This window comes from Acidipropionibacterium jensenii, assembly GCF_005890135.1.
Lineage (GTDB): Bacteria > Actinomycetota > Actinomycetes > Propionibacteriales > Propionibacteriaceae > Acidipropionibacterium > Acidipropionibacterium jensenii.
In genome coordinates, this window is the sequence record NZ_CP040635.1 from 300,946 (window position 1) to 323,603 (window position 22,658).

Genomic DNA, 22,658 nt, shown 5'->3' on the forward strand with positions numbered 1-22,658 from the left:
GGTGTTTGTTGTTGGGTCGTGTGGCACCGCTCACGAATGATCCTCCGGCGTGGAAATGTGGTTTCGTGTGTCGGACCTGGGGTCCGAGTCTGCTGGGGGAGCCATCTGCTCCCGGTGCCGGGCAGCCCAGCCCGTGCTGATGTGGCCCCGCTGCCTGGCGATGGCCAGGGAGTCGGCGGGCACATCCTCGGTGATCGCCGATCCGGCGGCCAGGAAGGCCCCCGGGGCGATGGTGACCGGAGCCACCACAACGACATTGGAGCCGACGAAGGCGCCATCGCCGACGCTGGTGGTGCTGGTGGTCCGGCCGTCATTGTTGGCGAACACCGCCCCGGCTCCGACCGTGACATCGGTGCCGATGACGACGTCGCCGGCGTAGACCAGCCTCGGCACCGAGGTGCCGGCCCCCAGGTGGGCGTTCTTGGTCTCCACGAAGGCGCCGATCCGGGTGTCCTGGTCGAGCACCGTGCCCGGCCGCAGGTTCGCCCAGGGGCCGACCCGCACGCCGTCCCCCAGCACCGCCAGGGTCGCCTCGGTGCGCCTGACCACGACGTCCTGGCCGACCTCGCAGTCGGTGAGGGTGGTCTCGGGCCCGATGACGGCTCCCGACCCGATGCTGGTGGCGCCGTTGAGACTGCTGCCGGCGAGGATCGTGACGTCCTGTCCGAGGTCGACGTCCGGCTGGATCCAGGTGCTCGTCGGGTCGGCGATGGTCACCCCGGCGCGCATCCACTTCTCGAGGATCCGCCGGTTCATCTCGGCGTTGACCCGCGACAGTTGGACGCGGTCGTTGACCCCCTCGGTCTGCCACAGGTCGTCGGTGCGGTGCGCCCCGACGCCGTGCCGGGCCGGGTCGTCGCCGTGGATCTGACCCGAGGCGGCCATCGAGACCACATCGGTGAGGTAGTACTCGCCCTGGGCGTTGTCATTGGACAGCGCCGCGACCCCGCGTCGCAGGGCCGCGGCGTCGAAGACGTAGATGCCGGAGTTGATCTCCCGGATGCGGCGCTGGGCGTCGTCGGCGTCCTTGTGCTCGACGATGCCGACAACCTCCTCGCCGTTGCGCAGCACCCGGCCGTAGCCGGTCGGGTCGGGCACCTCGGCGGTGAGGACGGTGGCCAGGGTGTGCGCCGACCGATGGGCCTGGACGAGGTCCTGCAGGGTCTGGGTGTTGAGCATCGGGACGTCGGCGTAGGTGACGACGACCTCACCGGTCAGATCACCCAGCCCGTCCAGGGCGCAGGCCACCGCGTGACCAGTGCCCTTCTGCTCGGCCTGCACGGCGGTGACGACGTCGGGGGCGTCCTCGGCCAGCTGGGCCTCGACCTGATCGCGCAGATGCCCGACCACCACGACCAGATGCTGGGGGTCCAGACCGCGGGCGGCGTTGACCGCCCAGGACAGCATCGGGCGTCCGGCGACCTCGTGGAGGAGCTTCGACCGCTTGGACCTCATCCGGGTCCCGCCGCCGGCTGCCAGCACGATGACGGCTGCCACCCCACTCGACTGCGACTGATCGCTGGTCGTGGTCACGGTACTCACCCCTCGCTGTGCGGTGGCTCGTCCGTGCCACCTGGGTCGCTGCCAACTGCACCCCGGACGTCCTGCCAAGTGTCTCTCAGCCGTGCCGAGGGCGCCAGCCGAGCCTAACCCAGCCGATCGACACGGGACCACGCCGCCCGGACACGAATCGATTCCGTTGCGTCGACCCCGGTCAGAACACGCCGGGTCGCGGTGCTTCGTGCCGATTCTATGCGGTGCGCAGGTGACCCGGCGCAGCCCCTACGAGTCTGAGCCCGACGGCGCGCCGTCGACGGGAGGAGCCTTCCTGCGGGACCTCGCCCTGCGCGGCGAGCCCTGCCTGTCCTTGGTGATCAGCCCGAGATCGCGGGCCGCCCGCGACCACTTGTCGACGGCCCACGGGGTCACCCCGTAGTGATCGGCGAGAGCCAGCCGCCGGGTGACCCGCTGTCCGTCGGCGGAGACCGCATTTGCTGGGCGGTGGAGGGCAAGGGAGGGACCCTGCAGCTCCCCGGACAGGAGTCGAACCTGTGTCGCTAGTCCTGATTCAAAGTCAGGCGGGCCCTGCCGGCAGACCAACCGGGGAACGCTCGAGCACGAGCTCGCCCCACGATACGGCAATCGGGCGGGTGCCCGCGTGCAGGACCGGCCGGCAAGGACCGGCGGGGGCGCACCCGGGTATCTTCAGGGCATGGCCACCGCGTCCTCCGGAAAGGGCTCACCCCCCGCCTCCGCGTCATCCTCCGGCACCTCCCACGCACCGCACGAGCAGCGCCGGACGAGAGTGCGGATGACCAGCGCGCAGCGTCGCGACCAGCTCATCGGGGTGGCTCGCGGACTCTTCTCGGCCAATGGCGTCGACGGCACCTCCGTCGAGGAGATCGCCTCCACCGCCGGGGTCTCCAAGCCGGTGATCTACGAGCACTTCGGGTCCAAGGACGGCCTCTACGCGGTGGTCGTCGACCGCGAGGTCCAGCTCCTCCAGACCAGTCTGCTGGCGGCGCTGACCCGCCCGCGGCAGAGCCCGCGCACCATCCTGGAGTCCGGGGTGCTGGCCCTGCTGGACTACATCGACGACCACCCCGACGGGTTCCGGATCATCTCGCGGAACTCCTCGGTGGGCACCTCGACGGGCTCCTACGCCTCGATCCTGTCCGACGTCGCGTCCTGGGCCGAGGGGCTGCTCGGCGACACCTTCGCCGGGCACGGCTACGACCTGGCGAACGCCGGGATCTACGCCCAGGCCCTCACCGGGATGGTCGGAATGGCCGGTCAGGCCTGGCTCGACAACCGGCAGCCGGCCAAGGAGCAGATGGCCGCCCACCTGGTCGATCTGGCCTTCAACGGGCTGGGTCGGTTGTCGGCGTCCCCCCAGTTGACCCGGTCGACCCGGCGGGCCCGCGCGCAGCGCGCCGAGCAGGGGTCCGAGGACCAGACCCCCTCGACCTGATCTCCTGGTCGCCCAGCACCGCCCGCAACCCGGCGCCCAGCCGCTCGACATCTCGCGGATCGATCTCCTGGAGCAGACCTCCCTCGGAGTCCAGCAGCGCCGCGAGAGCCCCGTCGGCCAGCTCCCTGCCCTGGTCCGTCAGCTCCACCAGGGCGCTGCGACCGTCCACCGGGTGGGGACGTCGCACCACCAGTCCGCGCTGGGACAGTCGGGTGATCCGGTTCGTCATCGCCCCCGAGGAGACCTCCAGCTCGACGAGCAGCTGGCCCGGGCTCAGCTGGTAGGGGCTGCCGGCCCGGCGCAGCGCCGCCAGCACGTCGAACTCCCAGACCTCCAGACCGTGCTGGGCGAAGGCGCGGGACCGCTCCCGGTCCAGCAGCCGGGACAGCCGGGTGACCCGGGACCACACCTCCATCCGGTCCACCGGAAGGTCGGGACGCTCCCGGGTCCACGCGGCGATGATCCGGTCGACGGAGTCTGCCACGGCTCACATCCTCGCCTGGAGGGTTCCCGGCAGGAGCTGCGCCCCGGGCACCGGCCCGCGCGCCACCCGGGTCGTCTCGACCTGGTCCAACTCCGCCAGGCCGGTGGCAATGGTCCGCCCGGTCGCCTCGTCGGGGACCAGGAAGGCCACCGTCGGGCCCGACCCGGAGACCAGCCCGGCGAGCGCACCGGCCTCCTCGCCGGCCCGCAGCACCTCGGCCAGTTCGGGCCGCAGATCCAGCGCGGCGTCCTGCAGGTCATTGCCCAGCCGGTGCGCCACCGCATCGATGTCGCCGCTGGTCAGTGCCGCGATGAGTGCGGTCGGCATGAGTTCCCCGCCGGCCCCGCCGAGCTCGTCGAAGTGCCGGTAGACCTGAGGGGTGGACAGCCCCTCGGCAGCTGTGGCGAACACCCAGTGGTGGGTGCCCCGCGAGATCACCGGGACCAGGTGGTCGCCGCGACCACGGCCCAGCGCCACCCCGCCCGTCAGCGCGAAGGGGACGTCGGAGCCGAGATCGGCACCGAGCTGCAGCAGATCGTCGGGGCCGGTGTCCAGATCCCACAGCACCGAGCAGGCCAGCAGGGTGCCGGCCGCGTCCGCCGAACCGCCGGCCATCCCACCGGCCACCGGGATCGACTTGAGGATCTGGATGTCGGCGCCCAGATCCGATCCGGCCCAGCGTTCGCGCATCAGCCGTGCGGCCCGGTGGGCCAGATTCGTCTCGTCGGCGGGCACCAGATCGGCCTGCGGCCCCTCGACGCTGACATGGATCTCGTCGTCGGAGCGTGCCGAGACACTGATCTGGTCGTAGATGCCGACCGCCTCGAAGACGGTGGTCAGCGGGTGGTAGCCGTCCTCGCCGAGGGGGCCCACTCCCAGCGCGAGGTTCACCTTCGCGGCGACCCGCACCATCACTGGTGGGGCCCCGGGGGTGACACGTGCGTTGCTGGCCATGGGGCCAACCTATCCACTCAACGACTCACACCGTAGGGCTGACCATGGGATGTCTGCCGCTCAGAGCCTCCCGGCGGCCACCAGTTGCTCGGCGATCCGGGCGAACTCCTGGATCCCGAGGGACTCCCCCCGCGCCGTCGGGTCGACCTCGGCCGCCGTCAGCAGCTCGGCGGCGGCTGCCGACCGGCCGCACAGCGAGGACAGCGCCGAGCGCAGCATCTTGCGGCGATTGGCGAAGGCGGCGTCGATCACCGTGAAGACCTGTTCGCGGGTCGCCGAGCAGGCCGGCGGGTCGACCCGGGTGATGCGCACCAGGCCCGAGTCCACATTGGGGACCGGCCAGAACACCCGGGGCGGGACGGTGCCCACCCGCTCGGCCCGGCCGTACCAGGCCAGTTTCGCGCTGGGAACGCCGTAGGTCCGCGACCCCGGGGCCGCCACCAGCCGGTCGGCGACCTCCAGCTGCACCATCACCAGACCGGTCCGCCAGCCGGGAGCGATCGCCAGCAGGTGCAGCAGGACCGGCACCGCGACGTTGTAGGGAAGGTTGGCCACCAGCTCGGTTGCCGGCTCCCCGGGCAGGGTCGAGACCTTGAGGGCGTCGGACTCGACGAGTTCGAGCCGATCGGCCGCCCGGGGCATCCGTTCGGCCACGGTGAGAGGCAGCTGGGCGGCCAGCAGCGGGTCGATCTCGATGGCGACCACCTGGGCGCCGGTCTCCAGCAGCCCCAGGGTGAGGGATCCCAGCCCCGGTCCGACCTCGATCACCCGATCGGTCGGGCCGGTCTGCGCCAGGGAGACGATCCGCCTCACCGTGTTGGCGTCATGGACGAAGTTCTGGCCGCGGGACTTGGTGGGACGCAGTCCGATGCGGTCCGCCAGCTCACGGATCTGCCGCGGGCCCAGCAGCCCGCCCCCGCTGGTCTGCTCAGTCATGATCGGTCCCCCACTCCCCGCCGTAGGCGGCCGAGGAGTTGCGGTCCAGCATCCGGCAGCAGTCGAGTTCGTCGAGACCCAGCCGGTCCCCGATGAATCGTGCCGTGTGGGCGACCAGGTAGGGGCCGTTGCGACGCCCCCTCAGCGGGTCGGCGGTGAGGAAGGGAGCATCGGTCTCGACCAGGATCCGGTCGTGCGGGGTGATCGCCAGGGCCTCGCGTTGGGGACGGGCCGATTTGAAGGTCACGGTGCCGGAGAAGGACAGCCAGGCGCCGTGCTCCAGGCAGCGTCGGGCGTGATCGGCGCCGGCGGAGAAGCAGTGCATGATGACCCGGTCGGGCCATCCCTCGGCGTCGAGAACGTCCAGGATGTCGCGGTGACCCTGCCTGTCGTGGACCGCCAGGGTGAGCCCGTGCTTCTTCGCCAGGGCGATGTGGGCGGCGAAGGAGTCGCGCTGGACCGCCCAGCCGGGACCCTCGGGAGTGTTGTGGTGATCGATGCCGGTCTCCCCGACCGCCCTGACGTGGGACCCCGACCCGGCCAGCCGGTCGATCTCCTCAATCGCATCGGTCAGGGCCTCGGGCGAGCGGGCGGCCAGTTCGGCGGCCTCGTCGGGATGGATCGCCACCGCGGCGACCACCTGCCGGTGACGGGAGGCGAGGTGCTCGGCGAACCGGGACCCGGCGACATCGCAGCCGACCTCCACCAGACGGGTGACGCCGGTCGCGGCGGCCGCGGCCAACGACAGCTCCGGATCCACCCCGACCATCTCGCAGACGGTGTCCAGATGGGTGTGGGAGTCGGCGATCGGGGCCGCCAGTGGATCGGGCAGGGCCGGCAGGCCGATCGCGGCGAGCCGATCGGCGATCTGGGAGCGCCTCACCGGTTGTCCTCCCCGTCTGTGTCGTCGGCGTCGGCGGTGTCATCGGCCCCGTCGGGTGCTCCATCGGCCTGGTCTCGGCTGTCCAGGGAGGCCTCGTACAGCTCCCGGCGGCTCACCCCGGTGCGCGCGGCCACCTGGGCGACCGCCGTGGACATCCGCTCCCCCCGGGCGACCTGGTCGGCGACCATCCCGGTGGCCTGCTCCATGCTGACCGCCCCGCCGGTGGCGCCGCCGATCACCACGGTGATCTCGCCGCGCACCCCCTGCGCCGCCCACTCGGCCAACTCCGACAGCGGTCCGCGCCGGACCTCCTCATAGGTCTTGGTGAGCTCCCGGCACACCGCCGCCGGCCGGTCCGCCCCGAGCTGGGCAGACGCCTCCGCCAGCAGCGCGGCCAGCCGGTGCGGGGCCTCGTAGACGATGATGGTGCGCGGCTCGTCGGCCAGCCCGGCCAGCGCGCGGCGACGCTCCCCGGCCTTGCGAGGCAGGAATCCCTCGAAGCAGAACCGGTCGGTGGGCAGCCCCGACAGGGCCAGAGCGGTGGTGACGGCGGTCGGCCCCGGCACCGAGGTGATGGTGATCCCCTCGTCGATCGCGGCCCTCACCAGCCGGTAGCCGGGATCGGAGACCGAGGGCATGCCGGCATCGGTGGCCACCACGACGTCCTGCCCCGATCGCAGCTCCTCGAGCAGCTCGGGGAGCCGATGGGCCTCATTGCCCTCGAAGAAGCTCACCACCCGGGCGGAGCTGGTGACCCCCAGACGCCTCAGCAGGTCGTGGTAGCGGCGGGTGTCCTCGGCGGCGACCAGTGTGGCCTGGCCGAGAGTCTCCAGCAACGCCTGGGAGGCGGTCCGCCGGTCCCCGATCGGGGTTCCCGCGAGGATCACCCGGCCCATTCCTTCTGCCGACCCTGTCTCATTCACGGGGCCAGTCTCCCATGGGCGCCACGGGTCCCCCTGTGCGCTGGTCTCCGCGCTGGTCTCCGCGCTGGTCTCCGCAACTGACGGGGCTCCGCTCTACGATGGGGAGAGTGAGTGCACGGATCCGCCGCCCCTCGTCGACCCTCGACCGGCTCGATGACGGCCGGATGAGCGACGGCTTCGCCAGCTGGGTGGTCACCGCGGTGATCACCGCCCTGGCGCTGGTGCTGCGGATGCACAACGTGTCCTTCCCCCGCACCCTGGTCTTCGACGAGACCTACTACCCCAAGGACGCCTGGACGATGCTCCACCTGGGCTACGAGGGGACCTGGCCCGACGCCAAGACCGCCAATACCGACGTCGTCGCCGGCCAGACCTCGATCTGGAACGCCCAGGCCGAGTTCGTCGTCCACCCCCCGCTCGGCAAGTGGCTCATCGCCGCCGGCGAGCAGATGTTCGGGATGAACTCCTTCGGGTGGCGGTTCATGTCGGTGATCTTCGGCTCCCTGATGATCCTGATGACCATCCGACTGGCCCGGCGTCTGGCCCGCTCCACCCTGGTCGGGGCGATCGCCGGGATCCTGCTCAGCCTCGACGGGTTGTCCTTCGTGATGAGCCGGATCGGGCTGCTCGACATCTTCCAGGCCTTCTTCCTGGTCGCCGGGGTGGCCGCGGTGGCCGCCGACCGGGACTGGTTCCGGCATCGACTCGCCGACCATCTGCGTGCCGCCGGACTGCCCAACCTGGCCGGCGGGTACGGCCCGGCGCTGTGGTTCCGGCCGTGGCGGATCGCGGCCGGACTGATGTTCGGGTGCGCCATCGCCGTCAAGTGGAACTCGATGTTCGTGCTCGCCTCGATGGGCATCATCTCGCTGTGCTGGGACTGGTCGGCCCGCCGGCTGGCCGGTGCACGGCGTCTGGCCTGGTGGTCGCTGATCCGCGACGGGCTGCCGGCATTCATCCAGCTGGTGGTGCTGGCCGGGGCGGTCTACCTGGCCAGCTGGGCGCGCTGGCTGCAGGTCTATCCGCGGATGCAGTTCGGAGCCGGCTGGACCGGACCGGTCCCCGACCCCCGGGTGGAGCGCCTGGTGGGACGCCCGCTGGCCGCGCTGTGGGAGTACCACCGGCAGATCTACGACTTCCACACCGGCTCGTACATGATGAACCAGACCCACGTCTACTCGGCGAACCCCTCGGGATGGCTCATCGTCCAGCGACCCATCGGGATCGACGCCCAGAACAACATCAGCCCCGGAACACAGGGGTGCCAGGCCGTCGGCGACAGCTGCCTGAGGGTGATCTCGGCGGTCGGCACGCCGCTGCTGTGGTGGATGGCGCTGATCGCCCTGGCCGCCGGGGTGGTGTGGTGGATCTTCGGGCGGGACTGGCGGTTCACCCTGCCGGTGGTGGCGATGGCCTCCACCTGGATCCCCTGGTTCCGATACGACGACCGGCCGCTGTTCTTCTTCTACGCGATCTGCATCATCCCGTTCACCGTGGTGATCCTGGCGATCTGGCTCGGCCAGATCCTCGGCCCGGCGGAGAACACCCGGCGGCGCAGGACCGGGGCCGCCATCGTCGGGGCGGCGGTGGCCCTGGTGGCCGCCAACTTCGCCTTCATCTACCCGATCCTCACCGACCAGCTGATGACCCGACAGGCCTGGCTGGCGAGGATGTGGCTGCGCAGCTGGATCTGAGGCGGACAGTCCTGAGGGACCCCAGGGAGAGCGTCCGGGGCCGCCTGCGGACGGGTAACGGCACCGTCACGGACCTTCGGTACGCTGTCCCCCCGGAAAGGGGACAGCCCATGATCTGGAAACTCCACAACGGCGGCCATCTCGAACCGGGCGAGGTGGTCGCACCCGATGAGCGTCTGGGGTGGGGTCGCACCGTCGGCCTGGGCGCCCAGCACGTGGTGGCGATGTTCGGGGCGACCTTCGTCTTCCCGGTGCTGATGGGGCTCAACCCCCAGCTGGCCGTGATGATGTCGGGAGTCGCCACCCTCATCTTCATCTTCGCCACCAAGCACGAGGTCCCCAGCTATCTGGGCTCCTCGGCCGCCTTCCCTGGCGTCGCGGCCGCCATCTACGCCGCCGGCGGCCGACCCGATGACGTGTCGGGAGCGCTCTTCGTGGTCGGCGTGACGCTGTTCATGTGCGGCGTCGTCATCCAGATGGCCGGCGCCCGGGTGATCCACCGGGTGCTGCCGCCGGTGGTCACAGGTGCCGTCGTGATGCTCATCGGCTTCAATCTCGCCCCGGTGGTCGCCAAGACCTACTGGCCGGTCGACCAATGGACCGCACTGATCACCATGCTGGTGGTGGTCGCCCTGTCGGTCGGCCCGCGCGGCTTCGTCTCCCGGATCGCGATCTTCATCGCCCTGGTCTTCGGATACCTGCTCAGCTGGCTGGAGGACCTCACCCTCGGCCCGATCACCCGGACCGTGGACGGCGTCTCGAGCACCGCGAACCGGGTCGACTGGAGCGGGGTGCGCAGCGCCGACTGGTTCGGGCTGCCCCCGGCCACCGACCTGCAGCACTGGAAGTACACCATCGACTCGACCGGCACCGGCCACTTCGCCGCCACCAACGTCGTCGGCTTCCACATGCCGAGCTTCCACCTGGCCTTCATCCTGCTGGCCCTGCCGGTGGTGATCGCCCTCATCGCCGAGAACACCGGCCACGTCAAGGCCGTCTCCGAGATGACCGGCAAGAACCTGGACCACCAGGTCGGCCGGGCGGTCGCCGCCGACGGCGCCACCTCGATGCTGGCCACCTTGATGGGCGCCGGCCCGACCACCACCTACGCCGAGAACATCGGTGTGATGGCAGCCACCCGGGTCTACTCGACGGCCGCCTACGTGGTGGCTGCCCTGGTGGCGATCCTGTTCGGCTTCTCACCGAAGTTCGGCGCGGTGATCTCGGCGACCCCCGGCGGCGTGCTGGGCGGGATCTGCGTCGTGCTCTACGGCATGATCGGACTGCTGGGGGCCAAGATCTGGCACGAGAACCGGGTCGACTTCGGCAATCCGGTCAACCTCGTCCCGGTGGCGGCCGGCATCATCATCGGCGTCGGCGACGTCTCCCTGAAGTTCAGTGAGAACTTCACCCTGGGCGGGATCGCCCTGGGCACCATCGTGACGGTCTGCGTCTACCACCTGGCGCACTGGCTGGCGCCGAAGTCCCTGTCGGACGCCGCCGGCGGGACCAGCGTCATCGTCGACGCCCCCGGGATCTACAAGGCCTCGACCCGCCCGCACAACGCGCGCAGCGAACGGGACTCGTGACCGGGGAGCGCCCCGGTCACATCGACAGCAGCAGGACGAGGATGACGACCAGGGCGATCCCGGCGGCGATCCCGGCACCGAGCACGATGTCGCGGGGGGCCACCGGGGACCGCCCGGTCTGCGGATTCACAACCGGCCGGGAGCCCGACTGACGGGCCCCCGACTGAGGGGTGTTCTGGGAGTATCCACGGGGTCCGACCAGCGGCGCGGGGCGCGCTGCGGGCGGTGAGGGCCGGATCGCCTGCGGAGCGGGCCGCACCCCCTGCGGAGCGGGCCGGACCATCTGCTGGTTGATCAGCGCCCCCTGCATGTGTCCACGCGCCGACTGCGGGTTGATCCGGGCCGCCCGCGGGTTCGGCCTGGCGATCGCCGGTCCGGGTCGCTGAACAGGTGCGCCCTGGCCGGGCTGCAGCGAACCCGGAGATCGCGCGGCCATTCTGGCCGAGGGCGCCGAGGGTCCGCTGATCGGCGTACCGGGACGGTCCGGATCGGGCAGCGGGAGGGTCGAGGTGTTCGGTCCCGCCGGGCCCCACCGGGGAGGCAGCGCCGGTGTCCTGTCGGGCACCGAGATCCTGGCCGGAGGCATAGCCGCCAGGATCGGACCGAGTGCCGCGCGGGCCTCGGTGGCCCCGGGGAAGCGGTGGCCGGCGTCGATCAGGCAGCCGCTGACGAACCGGCCCAGCGACGAGTTGAGCAGGTTGTCGGGCAACGGCGGCGGGGTGTCGGCGGAGGGCCGGTTCCCGGTGAGCAGCTGGATCATCACCACACCCAGGGCGTAGATGTCCTGGGCCGGATCGGGATCGGCGCCCATCTGCGCCTCCGGGGACATGAACCCCGGCGTTCCGACCACCTCGGCGACCCGGGTCATCCTGGGCTCGCCCACCTTGGCGGCGATCCCGAAATCGGCCAGACGGGCATCGGGCAGGCCGGTGTGGGTCGGCTCCATAAGGATATTGGCGGGTTTGAGGTCGCGATGGACCAGACCCGCACCGTGAACCACCTCGAGGGCGTCCAGGATCTGGTCGGCGACCATCGCCACATAGGCCTTCGGCAGGGGTCCGCGATCGCTCAGCAGACTGGAGACCGGGCCGCCGTGCACCAGCGGCATGGCGAACATCACCCGGTCGTCCTCGCCGATCCATCCCAGCGGGGCGACGATGTGCGGATGGTCGAACCGCCATCCGGTCTCGCGGACGAATCGCAGCAATGAGGCCGAGTCGGACTGCTGGAGGACCTTCCCGGCCAGGTACTGGGACCGTCTGTGGTCCCAGACGCGCCAGACATCGCCCGACCCGCCCCGTCCGAGAGGATCCACCAGCTCATACCGACCACCGAAGATCTCACCCATCGTGGTCGAGTCTGCCAGTTGAAGGGCTGTTGACGTGATTCCTCGCGCCGACCGTGTCGCCGCCGGACCGTTCGAATCTCACCGTCGAGCCGGCCGGGAGCTGCGCCAGGGTGTCCAGATCGGCGGCCTCCACCACCCCGATGACGGGGTATCCGCCGGTCACCGGGTGATCGCGCATCAGGATCACCGGGGTACCGGCGGTGGTCACCTGGACGGCGCCGGCGACGGTCCCCTCGCTGACCAGTTCGCCGGGCCGTGAGCGCTCCAGCGGGGCCCCGTCCAGACGCAGCCCGATCCGGTTGGAGTCCTCGCGCAGACGCCACTGCTGGCTCAGCAGCGAGGCGAGGGCGCCCGGGGTGAACCAGTCGTCGCGGGGGCCCAGCATGATCCCGACGGTTGCCCCTGAGGCGGGCAGCGGGCGGGGCCGGGTGCCGGGCTGGGGGGAGGACGCCCATCGGGTGGTCGAGACCGCCAGCAGTTGCCCCGCCCTCAGCGGCGACGGGCCGATCCCCGACATCAGGTCGGTGGCCGCCGAACCGAACAGGCCCGGTGCGTCGACCCCGCCGCGCACCGCCAGATAGCTGCGAAGGCCGGCCTCGGGGACCCCCAGGGCCAGCACCTGACCGTCCAACAGTCGGATGGCGTGCTCGCAGTGCGGACAGTGCTGTGCAGTCGGCGTGTGTTGTGCAGCCGTCGTGTGCTGTCGCGCGTCCGCGGAGATCGACAGCGGGACCCGAGCGCCGGTCACCGCCACCATCTGGTCGCCGACGGCCTGCACCCGCAGGCCTCCGCCGAGATTCTCGACCACCGGGAGCGCCACCGGGTTGCCCACCAGGGAGTTGGCCAGTCGGGCCGCCCCACGGTCCATCGCACCCGACTCGGCGACCCCGACATCGGCGTAGCCCGGTCGACCCAGATCGGTGATGAGACTCTGCGGGCCGGTGGTCAGGATCCGCAGGCCCCGGGCGGGGTCCGGGTGGTCCAGACGAGTCAGGGTGGTCGTCTGCACCAGGTCGCGGACAGCCCGGTAGCGAACCCGGGTGCCGGGCGCGATGAGGGCCGGGGAGTCCCGTCCGGCGTCCCACAGGGCGGCAGCGGTCCGGCCGATGAGTTGCCAGCCGCCCGGGCTGGTGCGCGGGTAGACGGCCGAGAATGCCCCGGCCAGGCCGACCGAGCCCGCCGGCACCGCGGTGCGCGGTGTCCGGCGACGGGGGACGTCCAGATCTCTGTGCGCCACGCAGTAGGTGAATCCGGGGGCGAATCCCCCGAAAGCGGCGGTCCACAGCTGGCCGGTGTGGGCGGTGATCACCGCATCGCGGGACCATCCCAGGAGTGTGGCGAGCCGGTCCAGGTCGGGGCCGTCGTAGCAGACCTCGATCTCGATGAGGGGCCCCTGCTGCCGGTCGTGGGTCTCGGGGTGCAGGGCCGCGACCTGATCTGCCAGCCGGGCGGCGTCGCGCCCGGTGGCGGCGCGCACCATCAGGGTGCGCGCCGCCGCGAGCACCTCCATCTGACCGGACAACGGATGGGCGATCAGCTCCGCGTGCAGGGCCAGCACCTCGGCCAGAGTGGGCAGTTCGACCAGGAATGCCGTGCGACCGCAGGCGCGGATCACCGGTGAGTCGTGGGCTGCCGAGGTCGTCATGAGAATCGGGACAGTGCGACGCCGGCATCGGTGAGGGCGTGGCGCACCGATGCGGCGATGGTCACCGCGCCGGGGGTGTCGCCGTGGACGCAGATGCTTGTGGCCTCGACGCCGATGATGCTCCCGTCGATCGCCTCCACCTCGTGGTGGACAGCCATCCTCACCACTCGCGCAGCGATTGCTCTCGGATCATGCAGCACCGCACCGGGCAGTCGGCGGGAGACCAGGGTGCCGTCGGGGTTGTAGGCGCGATCGGCGAAGGCCTCGTGGACCACTCGCAGGCCGGCCTCCCCGGCGATTCGCCCGATCTCGGATCCGGGCAGGCACAGCACTGCCAGGGAGTCGTCGGCGGCGGCGATGGCGCGGGCCACCGCCTCGGCCTGGGCGGTGTTGTCGACGATGCTGTTGTACAGGGCGCCGTGCGGCTTGACATAGCTCACCCGGCTGCCGACCGCCCGGGCCATCGCCTGGAGTGCGCCGATCTGGTAGAGCACCTCGTCGGTGAGCTCACCGGGAGCAATGTCGACGAAGACTCGGCCGAAGTGGTCGAGGTCGCGGTAGGAGACGTGGGCACCCACCGCGACGCCGTGCTCGACCGCCGACCGGACGGTGGCATGCATCACCGAGGGGTCACCGGCGTGGAAGCCACAGGCGATGTTGGCGCTGGTGACGATGCCCATCATCTCGGCCTCGTCACCCATGGTCCAGTGGGAGAAGGACTCACCTGAGTCCGCGTTGAGATCGATCATCGGTCCTCCGCTGTCTCGGGCCACCGCCCCCTTCCGGGACGTCTCAGTTGACCCGAATTCTAGTGGGCGGCACCACAGGGACCGGGTGGGCTGACCTGCAGGAGCCGGGTGTGCTGACCGGTCGATACGGGCAGGATGGTGGCCCATGCGAGACCTTGACGATCTGGAACAGATCCTCCGCTCGATCGACGGCCGGGGCTACGGCGGTTTCCGCAGGCTGTCCGGCGGCTACCGGATCGGCCGGTGCGAGCTGTTCATCGACCATGTCCAGGCCGATCCCTACGCTCCGCCCTCTCTGGTGAGAGTCAGCCTGCCGGCCGGTCGGACGGGGGTGCCCGCCGATCTGGTCGAGGACCGCCGGGGACGGGTGGCGGTCTGCGACTTCCTCACCAGGAGACTCTCCCGGCTCATCGGGGATGCGGGTTCGCGGCACGACCGCAGGGATGGGTTCGTCGAGATCGGTCGGGTCGGTCAGGAGGTGCTGGAACGCACCACAGTGGTCATCACCGACGACTCCGTGGAGGCGCGCCTGGCGGTGGGCCTGCCTGCCGACGGCCGCCGGGTGCGCGGCCGTCGCGCGTTCACCCTGCTCGGTGAGGAGATCCCCGAGCTGGCGTCGGCCGGACTGAGCCTGGTCGACGCCGACCTGGACGGGCTGCGTGAGCATGTGACGCTGTACCGGGACCAGCTCAGTCTGCGCGACCGGCTGCCCGGCCTGGGGCTGGTGGCCCTGGTCGGCGACGGGTCGATCCTGCCGCGGCGCTCCGGGGACTCAGACCTGCCGATGACCGGCGGGGGTGTCCCCCGTCCGGTGGAGTTCTGCAGCCCGGCATCCCTGCGGGTCACGGTGGGCCTGCCCAGCGGGCGGACGGTGACCGGGATGGGAGTTCCTGAGGGGGTGACTGTCATCGTGGGTGGCGGCTACCACGGCAAGTCGACCCTGCTGCGCGCCATCGAACGCGGAGTGCACCCCCACATCGCCGGAGACGGTCGGGAGTGGGTGCTCACCTGCGCCGATGCGGTGAGCGTGCGCGCCGAGGACGGCCGGGCGGTGACCGGGGTGGACATCTCGCCGTTCATCGCCGACCTGCCCTCGGGCGTCGACACCAGGCGGTTCTCCACCACCAGCGCCAGCGGTTCGACCTCCCAGGCCGCCGGCCTGGTGGAGGCGGTCGATGCGGGAGCCTCGGCGCTGCTGATCGACGAGGACACCTCCGCGACGAACTTCATGATCCGCGACGAGCGGATGCGGCGCCTCATCCCGGCCGACCAGGAGCCCATCACCCCGTTCGTCGACCGGGTGCGCCCACTGAAGCGCGAGCGAGGGGTCTCCACGGTGCTGGTGGCCGGCGGGTCGGGGGCCTTCTTCGATGTCGCCGACCATGTCATCGCGATGGAGGCCTACCGTCCCCGCGATGTCACCGCGCAAGCCCTGGAGATCGCCGGACGAACCGATGGAATGGCCCCGGTGGCGGACTCCGACGACGGTCCGGTGCTGGTGCCGAGCTCTCCACGGGTGCCCGATCCTCGTTGCCTGCGCCCCGACCGGCGTGGCCGAGGTGCGCGCACCAGAGGCCGGGACAGGATCCAGCTCGGCGATCAGGAGATCGACCTGTCCGCGGTCGGCCAGCTGGTCGATTCCGCGCAGACCACGGCTCTGGCCCGGGCCCTGGACCGTCTGGGCGAGCGGCTGGACGGGACTGTCGATCTGGCCGAGGCGGTGTCCGAGCTGGATGCCCTGATCGAGACCGAGGGACTTGATGTGCTGGCCTCCTCGAACGGTCGACCCCGGGGGAACCACCCCGGTGTGATGGCGAGACCCCGGATCGCCGAGATCCACGCCGCCGTGAACCGATACAGAGGGCTGCGCCTGGTGCGACCGGCCGGCGGCGAGGCCCATCCGGGGGCAGGTCGCCCCGAGTAACGACGAGATCTGCCACCACAGCGGCGGCATCCGCACTATCCACACCCCGACCCCCACACGGGCAGAACTCACCCCCACCCGGCTCACACCACCGAACGAGATCTGCCACCACAGCGGCGGCATCCGCACTATCCACGCCCCGACCCCCACACGGGCAGAACTCACCGCCACCCGACTCACCGCCACCCGGCCGACGGGTTCACAGTCGCAGCCGCTTGGCGAGTTCCCGGCGGGCCTCGGGGAACCAGGCGAGCATCCTCATCAGGCCCACTGCGGATATCGCGACGCACACCCAGGAGGCGATCGGGTTGGGGGCCCAGCCGAAGACCAGGAAGAGAATCGGCACCAACCCCAGCAGGCCGATCAGTCCGCTGTAGACGATGTGGTCGCCCACCTCCATCCGCATCACCCTCACCGCGATGAGCACGGCCGCGATGGAACTGGCGCACACGATCGGGACCACATAGCTCAGCGACCACCCGTGCCAGCCGGTGAGGTAGTCCCAGTAGGCCGACACCCCTCCGACCACCAGCACCAGGTAGACCGTTCCCTTCGCAGCGTTGCGCCGTTTTCGCACGGCCATCAGGACCACCAGCCACCCGGCCACCACGCCCAGCCATATCGACCGCAGCACACCGATGCCGGAGGTACCGCGGTGGAACAGCAGCTGGATCGCGAAGGACCCGAGGATCACGACCAGCGAGCACACGAACAGCACCCGCAGGACCCGTCTCCGGGAGAAGACCAGGGGCACCCTGGGCAGCGGGCTGGCCGTCGCTTCGCCCTCCACCGGACCGCGGCACAGCGGACAGACCTCCCAGTCCCCCTCGATACTGACCCGGCAGGCTCGGCAGCGTTTCACCGGTGGACTCCTCCCCCAATGCGACTGCGGTGAGCACCGCGGCCAGTGAGCCGACGACGGTGGCTGCGGCCCTCCGCGTTCGGCCTGCGGTGGTGCTCCCCGCGCAGCCCCACCAGGCCGAGCTCGGCCTCGGTCACCCGGGAGACGGCGACCGTCACATCGACTCCTTCGCGGGTGAGCAACCGGACGAACTCCTTGACATGGCCGGTCTGGATGAAGGGAGAGGTGAAGCTGATGGTGAGTCGGCCGGCATGGGTCACCGCGCAGAACTGCGGCCGGACCGCCACGGTGTGGAACATCATCCTGCCGACCTGCGACTCGGACGCCTCGGGCAGGCGCACCAGGCCGAGGTTGGACACCGCCACCGTGAGGCCACGGTTGTTCCCCCAGTTGATGAGGCGCAGGATGACGTCCTTGAGCGGGCTGGGAAAGATCCTCAGCGGGGCGAGCCGCTCCAACCGGATGAGACGGCGCAGCTTCTGCTCCAGAGCCTCACGGGTGGCACTGGGAGTGAACTGGTCGTCCAGGTCGCGGCAGATCGCATCGATGTCGTCTGCTTCTCGGCCGTAACGGTGCCCGACCCTGATGGTCGCGAAGAAGTTCCGGGCGGAGGTCGAGGAGAAGAACTGGCGCAGGTTGACCGGCACCGATGCGGTGAGCGTGGTCGCTCTCCCCAGTCCCGGCGAGGACAGCCGGACCGCCTCCAGGAACAGGGCGGTGAGGTAGATCGTCAGACCCACCCGGTGACCACGCGCCAGAGCCAGGACAGGGCCGGCGTCCATCGTGAGTTCGACCACCCGTGGACGGTTGTCGGGAGTGAGAGTGCCGCGGACCTGGTACACCCCGTGGCCGAGCAGATGCCGTCGATGCCGCCGGCTGGTGGCGCCGCGCGGATCGGGGTCCCGGACCGACAGCACCGCGGGGGCGGCGGCACGCCGGAACGCCTCGCCGCCGGGCGACGGCGTGCTGCGCGCAGCTCGGCGGTGCCGCCGGAAGTAGTAGGCGAAGGAGTCGGTGGTGAGCTCGTGGACGGGCTCTCCCGCGGATCCCGTCCCGCGGAGCTCGGCCGTTGTCCGGGGGACGAAGGCTGCCCGGTCCGACGGCCCGGGGCCCGGCACAGCCCCCGACCCCATCTGATGGTCCGCCGTCCCGCGCAGCCCGCAGTAGGTGTCCACCAGGTCGGTGAGGAACCACAGCGCTCCGGTGCCGTCAGACAGTGCGTGGAAGATCTCGACCATCACCCGTCGGCCGCGGTACAGCACCCGGAACAGCAGATTGCGGCGATCGGGCTGATAGATCGGGGAGCACGGGCAGCCGGTCTCGGGCCGGACCCGGGGTCGCAGATCGCTGTCCTGGAGGTAGTACCAGAAGACCCCGCGTCGTAGCACCGCGTGGTAGAGCGGATACCGGTCGAAGGTGAGGTCGAGGGCCCGCTGCAGCACCTCCGGGTCGACCTCCTCAGCCATCTCGGCGCTGATCCGGAAGACCTTCGGGTCGATCTCACTGCGCGCGGCAAGGAAGATGTTGGACGCGTTGTCCAGGGCGACCCAGTTGCGTCGGGTCATGACTGCTCGCTGCCCGACCCGGCGCCGGTACCGGAATCAGAGGCTGTCCCGGCTCCTGGGGCGGTACCACCATCTGGGGCTGTCCCGGCATCTGCGTCTGCACCGGCGGCGGGGCCGTCGAGGAAGTCGTTGATCACCTCGTATCCCTCGCGCAACGGCCGGGCGAATCGCGGCAGGGTGATGAACCCGTGCAGAGCTGCGGGCACCCGGTCGATCACCACCGTGTTCCCGGCCTCCCGCAGGGCACTCCCGTAGGCCTCCCCCTCATCGCGCAGCAGGTCGAGTTCGGCGGTGACCACCAGGGTGGTCGGCTGCCTGCTGAGGTCGGTGGCCATCAGGGGGGCGACCAGCGGGGAGCGCCGCTGGGCCGGATCGGGGCAGTAGAGCTCGAAGTAGTCCTGCACCTCGGAGTCGGTGAGACGGTAGTCGCGACCGTGCTCGCGCACCGAGGGGAACGGCGAGGTGGCCGGATCGTGGTCCCAGTGGGTGACCGGGTACAGCAGGATCTGGTGGTCGGCGCCGCGCTCACCCCGGTCGCGCAGCAGGAGCGAGACGACGGCGGCCAGGTTCGCCCCCGCCGAGTCGCCGACCAGGACGATCCTGCCGGCATCGGGGACACCCGCCCGATGCGGATCGTCGAGCAGCAGGTGGGCGACCTGGTAGCAGTCCTGGAGGCCGGCGGGGAAGGGGTGTTCGGGGGCCAGCCGGTAGTCGACCGATGCCACCACCGATCCGGTGAGATCGGCCATCGTCGTGCAGGCCGGGGTGTAGCTGTCGATGTCGCCGGTGACCCAGCCGCCGCCGTGGAAGAACAGCAGGACGTCGTCGCGGCGGCGCTGCCGGGGTTCGAAGATCCGCACCGGGATGGGATGGGTGCCGTCGTCGGCCATGATCTGGCGGTCCAGGGCCCGGTACCGCTGGACCGGCAGGGATGCCAGCTGGCGCTGGATCCGGCGGACCTTGGGGTAGTCCTCGAGCATGTTGAGTCGCGGCGCGGCGAACAGGCTCAGCACCGCTCGGGCGAGCGGGCCCACCGGTGGGCGTGGCGAGGGGTCACGGTCGGTTCCCATGCCCCCAGCGTAGGGACTGCGGCAATGCCCCCGGCGAATCCGACGCGGTCACTGCTGGGACCGCGCCAGATCCCCCATCTCCTGGACGACGTGGCGAAGGGTGGTGCTCAGCGCGCGGCAACCCTCCGGGGCGTCGGCGGACTGGAGGGTGAACCCGAGGGCCGATATCACCAAACTCACCGCCATCCGGGCGGTCCGCGGGTTCCCGGTGCGCTGGCTCGCCAGACCGGTGAGGTCCCCCCTCAGCTCATCCATCCGCCGGCCGACGTCGCCGAGCAGGCCGGGCTGGCAGGATGCCAGTCGCTTCAGCCCGGCGGAGTCGGGCAGGGCCTCGACGTGGGCGCCGACCAGGTCACACAGGTCCCCCACCAGCCCGTCCCGGCCGGCGAGGAATCGCCGTCGGTCCGGGGCACCGATGGTGTGGATGCTCATCCCGAGCACCGCGGCGGCCTTCGATGGGTAGTAGTTGAAGAAGGTCCGCTGGGAGACCTCGGCACGCTCGCAGATCTCCTCGACGGTGACGCCGTCGATCCCACGGTCGGAGACCAGGCTCAGGGCCGCGTCGTGGATGGCGGTCCGGGTGGCCCGCTTCTTGTGCTCGCGCAGACCACCCGTCCCGGCTTCGCTGGCACTCATGCCTGCGCCGGCTGAGACCCGTCGACCCTCTTCCAGCCCTGTCCGGCGCGCTCCTCGAGGGCGGAACGCTCGCGCAGCGGCGGCACCTTGAAGAACCAGGTGAGGACGAAGGCGAGCAGGATCACGCTCAGGCCGACCCAGTAGACGGTCTTCGCCGAGTCGTCGAACCCCTTCATGAAGGGTCCGGTCAGCGCGGCGTCGGCGCCGTTGACGAAGGAGGTGTCGGAGGTGTCGGTGCCGGACTGGCTCGAGGACTGGGATCCCGAGCGGATCGCGTTGGACACCTCGGGAACCACGCTGTCCACGACGCGGGACCGCTGTTCGGCACTGCTGTAGTCGACGGCGAGTCGACCGTTGACCACACTCACGTGCTGTCGGGTGGCGACCTGCTGGAGGGCCTTCTGCTGGGCAGCGGGGGTGAGGCTGGCCACCAGCCGGTCGATCTCGGCCTTCATCTGGGCCTGCTGGGCCGCGGTGGGTGCGGCGCCCGGGTTCTGTCCCGAGGCGGCGGCCTGCTTGCGGACCTGCTCGGTGACCTGCTGGCGCACCGTGGCCTCGACCTCGGCGTTGACCTTCGCGGTCGCCCGGTCCAGACCCTTGGCGTAGTTCTGGGTGATCTTCTCGGTGATCGGCGACCACATCTGATCCATGATCGCCCGGTTGTGCGGGGCGCTGGCGACCTTCGGGTCCAGGGCGGCGTTGAGCGCGGTGGTGAGGGTGGGCCGGTCGGCCATCGCACTGGTGATGTTGGTCGGCATCACGGAGAACAACACCGACAGCAGGACGGCGGTGCCCAGCGTCCCGCCGATCTGACGGAAGAAGGTGGAGGAGCTGGTCGCCACTCCCATGTCGCGGGCCTCGACGGCGTTCTGGCTGGCCTGGGTGAGCGCCTGCATGAGCAGGCCCAGCCCCAGACCGAGGACGAACATGCCCAGCATCATGTGCCACAGCACGGTTCCGATGGCCCACAGCAGGAGCAGGTACCCGCACGCGGTGACGGCGGTGCCGACCCGGGGGAACCACTGGTACTTGCCTGTACGGGCGATGGTGACGCCGGCCAGGATTGAGGAGATCATCAGCCCCAGGACCATCGGCAGGGTGGCGAATCCGGACTCGGTGGGAGTCAAGCCCTCCACGATCTGCAGGTAGAGGGGGATGGTCATCATGGCCCCGAACATGCCGAATCCCACCAGCAGGCCGAGCACCGCCGACCAGGAGAAGGCGTGGTAGCCGAACAGCCGCAGGGGCAGGATGGCGTCCTCGCCGACGGCGTGCTCGATGACGATGAAGGAGACCAGCCCGACCACCGCGACGATGTAGCAGGCGATGGAACCGACCGAGGTCCAGCCCCACTCGCGGCCCTGCTCGGCAACCAGCAGCATCGGGACCAGGGCGAGCACCACCGCGGTGGCTCCCCACCAGTCGATCCGGGGACGCCGGCCGCTGTCGAACTGCGGAAGGTGCAGGAAGAGGAAGACCATCGTGATCGCGATGATGCCGACGGGCACGTTGACCAGGAAGACCCAGCGCCATCCGGAGACCCAGAGGATCTCGTGGGCGTCGGAGAAGACGCCGCCGATGAGGGGTCCGATGACCGTCGAGATGCCGAAGACGGCCAGGAAGTAGCCCTGGTACTTAGCGCGCTCGCGGGGGGCGAGCATGTCGCCCATGATGGCCAGCGGCAGTGACATCAGGCCGCCGGCGCCGATCCCCTGGAAGGCGCGGAAGGCCGCGAGCATCAGCATCGAGGTCGAGAAGGCCGATGCGAAGGACCCGATCACGAACAGCGTGATGGCCACCAGGAACAGCGGCCGCCGGCCGAAGATGTCGGAGAGCTTGCCGTAGATCGGCGTCATGATCGTGGAGGTGATGAGGTAGGCCGTGGTCACCCAGGCCTGCTTGTCCAGGCCGTGGAGATCATCGCCGATCGTGCGGATGGCGGTCGAGACGATCGTCTGGTCCAGGGAGCTGAGGAACATCGCCGTCATCAGTGCGACCACGACGAGCATGATCTGGCGCTGGCTCATCAGCGCGCCCTCGCGGTGCTCGCCGGTCGGGGCCGGACCGGGGGCCCCTGAGCCGGAGGTTGCTGCTTCTGCGCTCACGACGCACCTGCGATTCTGGATATCGGCGCGCGGGGGCGGTCACCGGTACGACCCGGAAGGACTCACCCCGCGTCCCTGCGGATCACCCGGCGAGACCGCCGGACCGGTGCAAAGATACTGCAACTTGCAGAGCATGCAAGAATTCGGTCCGACGAGCTGTCCTCACGACCCCCGCGGCACTGACCCGACGGGCACCTCGGCGCCGATGACCTGCCGGACTCCCGGACCGCGAGGACGCAGACGGCACAACAGCCTCGCCCGCACCCTGTGAGGATGCGGGCGAGGCTGCGACAGGCGACGTCGGCAGAACTCCGGCCGGT

General features: G+C 70.5%; 18 protein-coding genes, 1 tRNA gene and 1 pseudogene. 5 read left to right on the forward strand and 15 right to left on the reverse strand.

Annotated features, from left to right (window positions below; genetic code table 11):
- Positions 1-30 precede the first annotated feature (30 nt).
- Positions 31-1,455 carry a bifunctional UDP-N-acetylglucosamine diphosphorylase/glucosamine-1-phosphate N-acetyltransferase GlmU gene (gene glmU / locus FEZ32_RS01410; RefSeq protein WP_236082209.1) on the reverse strand — a complete coding sequence of 475 codons (1,425 nt, stop codon included), beginning with the start codon at positions 1,453-1,455 and terminating at the stop codon, positions 31-33.
- A gap of 310 nt (positions 1,456-1,765) precedes the next feature.
- Here glmU and FEZ32_RS13430 point away from each other — a divergent pair, with 310 nt between their 5' ends.
- Positions 1,766-1,936, forward strand: a complete 171-nt coding sequence (locus FEZ32_RS13430; protein ID WP_153810749.1) for a hypothetical protein — start codon at positions 1,766-1,768, stop codon at positions 1,934-1,936.
- Positions 1,937-2,028: 92 nt separating this feature from the next.
- On the opposite strand, the gene FEZ32_RS01415 is transcribed toward FEZ32_RS13430, so the two are convergent.
- Positions 2,029-2,107: transfer RNA gene (locus FEZ32_RS01415), tRNA-Gln, on the reverse strand.
- Between the two features lie 204 nt (positions 2,108-2,311).
- On the opposite strand from FEZ32_RS01415, the gene FEZ32_RS01420 reads away from it, so the two are divergent.
- Positions 2,312-2,971: a TetR/AcrR family transcriptional regulator gene (locus FEZ32_RS01420; RefSeq protein ID WP_051238570.1), complete on the forward strand. Its 660-nt coding sequence runs from the start codon at positions 2,312-2,314 to the stop codon at positions 2,969-2,971.
- A 1-nt stretch (position 2,972) separates the two neighbouring features.
- Here FEZ32_RS01420 and FEZ32_RS01425 read toward each other — a convergent pair.
- From FEZ32_RS01425 to rsmI, 5 genes and pseudogenes are all read right to left on the reverse strand, one after another.
- Positions 2,973-3,455 (reverse strand): annotated as a pseudogene (locus FEZ32_RS01425) (MarR family winged helix-turn-helix transcriptional regulator); the annotation flags it as partial.
- A gap of 3 nt (positions 3,456-3,458) precedes the next feature.
- Positions 3,459-4,409 carry a 4-(cytidine 5'-diphospho)-2-C-methyl-D-erythritol kinase gene (locus FEZ32_RS01430; protein WP_051238569.1) on the reverse strand — a complete coding sequence of 317 codons (951 nt, stop codon included), beginning with the start codon at positions 4,407-4,409 and terminating at the stop codon, positions 3,459-3,461.
- A 60-nt stretch (positions 4,410-4,469) separates the two neighbouring features.
- On the reverse strand, positions 4,470-5,345 hold the full coding sequence (rsmA, locus tag FEZ32_RS01435; protein ID WP_028703665.1) for a 16S rRNA (adenine(1518)-N(6)/adenine(1519)-N(6))-dimethyltransferase RsmA: 876 nt from the start codon (positions 5,343-5,345) through the stop codon (positions 4,470-4,472).
- The gene (locus FEZ32_RS01440; protein ID WP_244937882.1) at positions 5,338-6,228 is read right to left on the reverse strand and encodes a TatD family hydrolase; all 891 of its coding nucleotides are present in this window, start codon (positions 6,226-6,228) and stop codon (positions 5,338-5,340) included. The genes rsmA and FEZ32_RS01440 overlap by 8 nt, the downstream gene beginning before the upstream one ends.
- Positions 6,225-7,124, reverse strand: coding sequence for a 16S rRNA (cytidine(1402)-2'-O)-methyltransferase (gene rsmI, locus FEZ32_RS01445; RefSeq protein WP_097799245.1), 900 nt, complete (start codon positions 7,122-7,124; stop codon positions 6,225-6,227). Before rsmI ends, FEZ32_RS01440 begins: the two co-directional genes overlap by 4 nt.
- Positions 7,125-7,315: 191 nt before the next feature.
- Here rsmI and FEZ32_RS01450 point away from each other — a divergent pair, with 191 nt between their 5' ends.
- On the forward strand, positions 7,316-8,845 hold the full coding sequence (locus tag FEZ32_RS01450; RefSeq protein WP_138680808.1) for a dolichyl-phosphate-mannose--protein mannosyltransferase: 1,530 nt from the start codon (positions 7,316-7,318) through the stop codon (positions 8,843-8,845).
- A 110-nt stretch (positions 8,846-8,955) separates the two neighbouring features.
- A complete protein-coding gene (locus FEZ32_RS01455; protein WP_097799247.1) occupies positions 8,956-10,434 on the forward strand; it encodes a uracil-xanthine permease family protein in 1,479 nt (492 codons plus the stop codon).
- Between the two features lie 16 nt (positions 10,435-10,450).
- Here FEZ32_RS01455 and FEZ32_RS01460 read toward each other — a convergent pair whose 3' ends face one another.
- Genes FEZ32_RS01460 through FEZ32_RS01470 form a run of 3 tightly spaced genes read right to left on the reverse strand, consistent with a single transcriptional unit; the run spans position 10,451 to position 14,176 of the window.
- Positions 10,451-11,782, reverse strand: a complete 1,332-nt coding sequence (locus tag FEZ32_RS01460; protein WP_138679719.1) for a serine/threonine protein kinase — start codon at positions 11,780-11,782, stop codon at positions 10,451-10,453.
- Complete coding sequence (locus FEZ32_RS01465) at positions 11,775-13,427, reverse strand: 5-oxoprolinase subunit B/C family protein (protein ID WP_138679720.1); 1,653 nt, start codon at positions 13,425-13,427, stop codon at positions 11,775-11,777. The genes FEZ32_RS01460 and FEZ32_RS01465 overlap by 8 nt, the downstream gene beginning before the upstream one ends.
- Entirely contained in the window at positions 13,424-14,176 is a 753-nt protein-coding gene (locus tag FEZ32_RS01470; protein ID WP_138679721.1) for a LamB/YcsF family protein, read from the reverse strand. Before FEZ32_RS01470 ends, FEZ32_RS01465 begins: the two co-directional genes overlap by 4 nt.
- 145 nt (positions 14,177-14,321) lie before the next feature.
- On the opposite strand from FEZ32_RS01470, the gene FEZ32_RS01475 reads away from it, so the two are divergent.
- A complete protein-coding gene (locus tag FEZ32_RS01475; RefSeq protein WP_138679722.1) occupies positions 14,322-16,100 on the forward strand; it encodes an ABC-ATPase domain-containing protein in 1,779 nt (592 codons plus the stop codon).
- A 199-nt stretch (positions 16,101-16,299) separates the two neighbouring features.
- Here FEZ32_RS01475 and FEZ32_RS01480 read toward each other — a convergent pair whose 3' ends face one another.
- From FEZ32_RS01480 to FEZ32_RS01500, 5 genes are read right to left on the reverse strand one after another with little or no spacing between them, the layout of a single operon-like run.
- On the reverse strand, positions 16,300-16,962 hold the full coding sequence (locus FEZ32_RS01480; protein ID WP_028703659.1) for a DUF6320 domain-containing protein: 663 nt from the start codon (positions 16,960-16,962) through the stop codon (positions 16,300-16,302).
- Positions 16,959-18,527: an alcohol acetyltransferase gene (locus FEZ32_RS01485; RefSeq protein ID WP_217496604.1), complete on the reverse strand. Its 1,569-nt coding sequence runs from the start codon at positions 18,525-18,527 to the stop codon at positions 16,959-16,961. The genes FEZ32_RS01480 and FEZ32_RS01485 overlap by 4 nt, the downstream gene beginning before the upstream one ends.
- Positions 18,524-19,597 (reverse strand): alpha/beta hydrolase, encoded by a 1,074-nt coding sequence (locus FEZ32_RS01490; RefSeq protein ID WP_097827532.1) that lies wholly within the window; start codon positions 19,595-19,597, stop codon positions 18,524-18,526. The genes FEZ32_RS01485 and FEZ32_RS01490 overlap by 4 nt, the downstream gene beginning before the upstream one ends.
- Positions 19,598-19,645: 48 nt before the next feature.
- On the reverse strand, positions 19,646-20,233 hold the full coding sequence (locus FEZ32_RS01495) for a TetR/AcrR family transcriptional regulator (protein WP_138679723.1): 588 nt from the start codon (positions 20,231-20,233) through the stop codon (positions 19,646-19,648).
- Positions 20,230-22,338 carry an MDR family MFS transporter gene (locus tag FEZ32_RS01500; protein ID WP_244937883.1) on the reverse strand — a complete coding sequence of 703 codons (2,109 nt, stop codon included), beginning with the start codon at positions 22,336-22,338 and terminating at the stop codon, positions 20,230-20,232. Before FEZ32_RS01500 ends, FEZ32_RS01495 begins: the two co-directional genes overlap by 4 nt.
- Between the last annotated feature and the right edge of the window lie 320 nt (positions 22,339-22,658).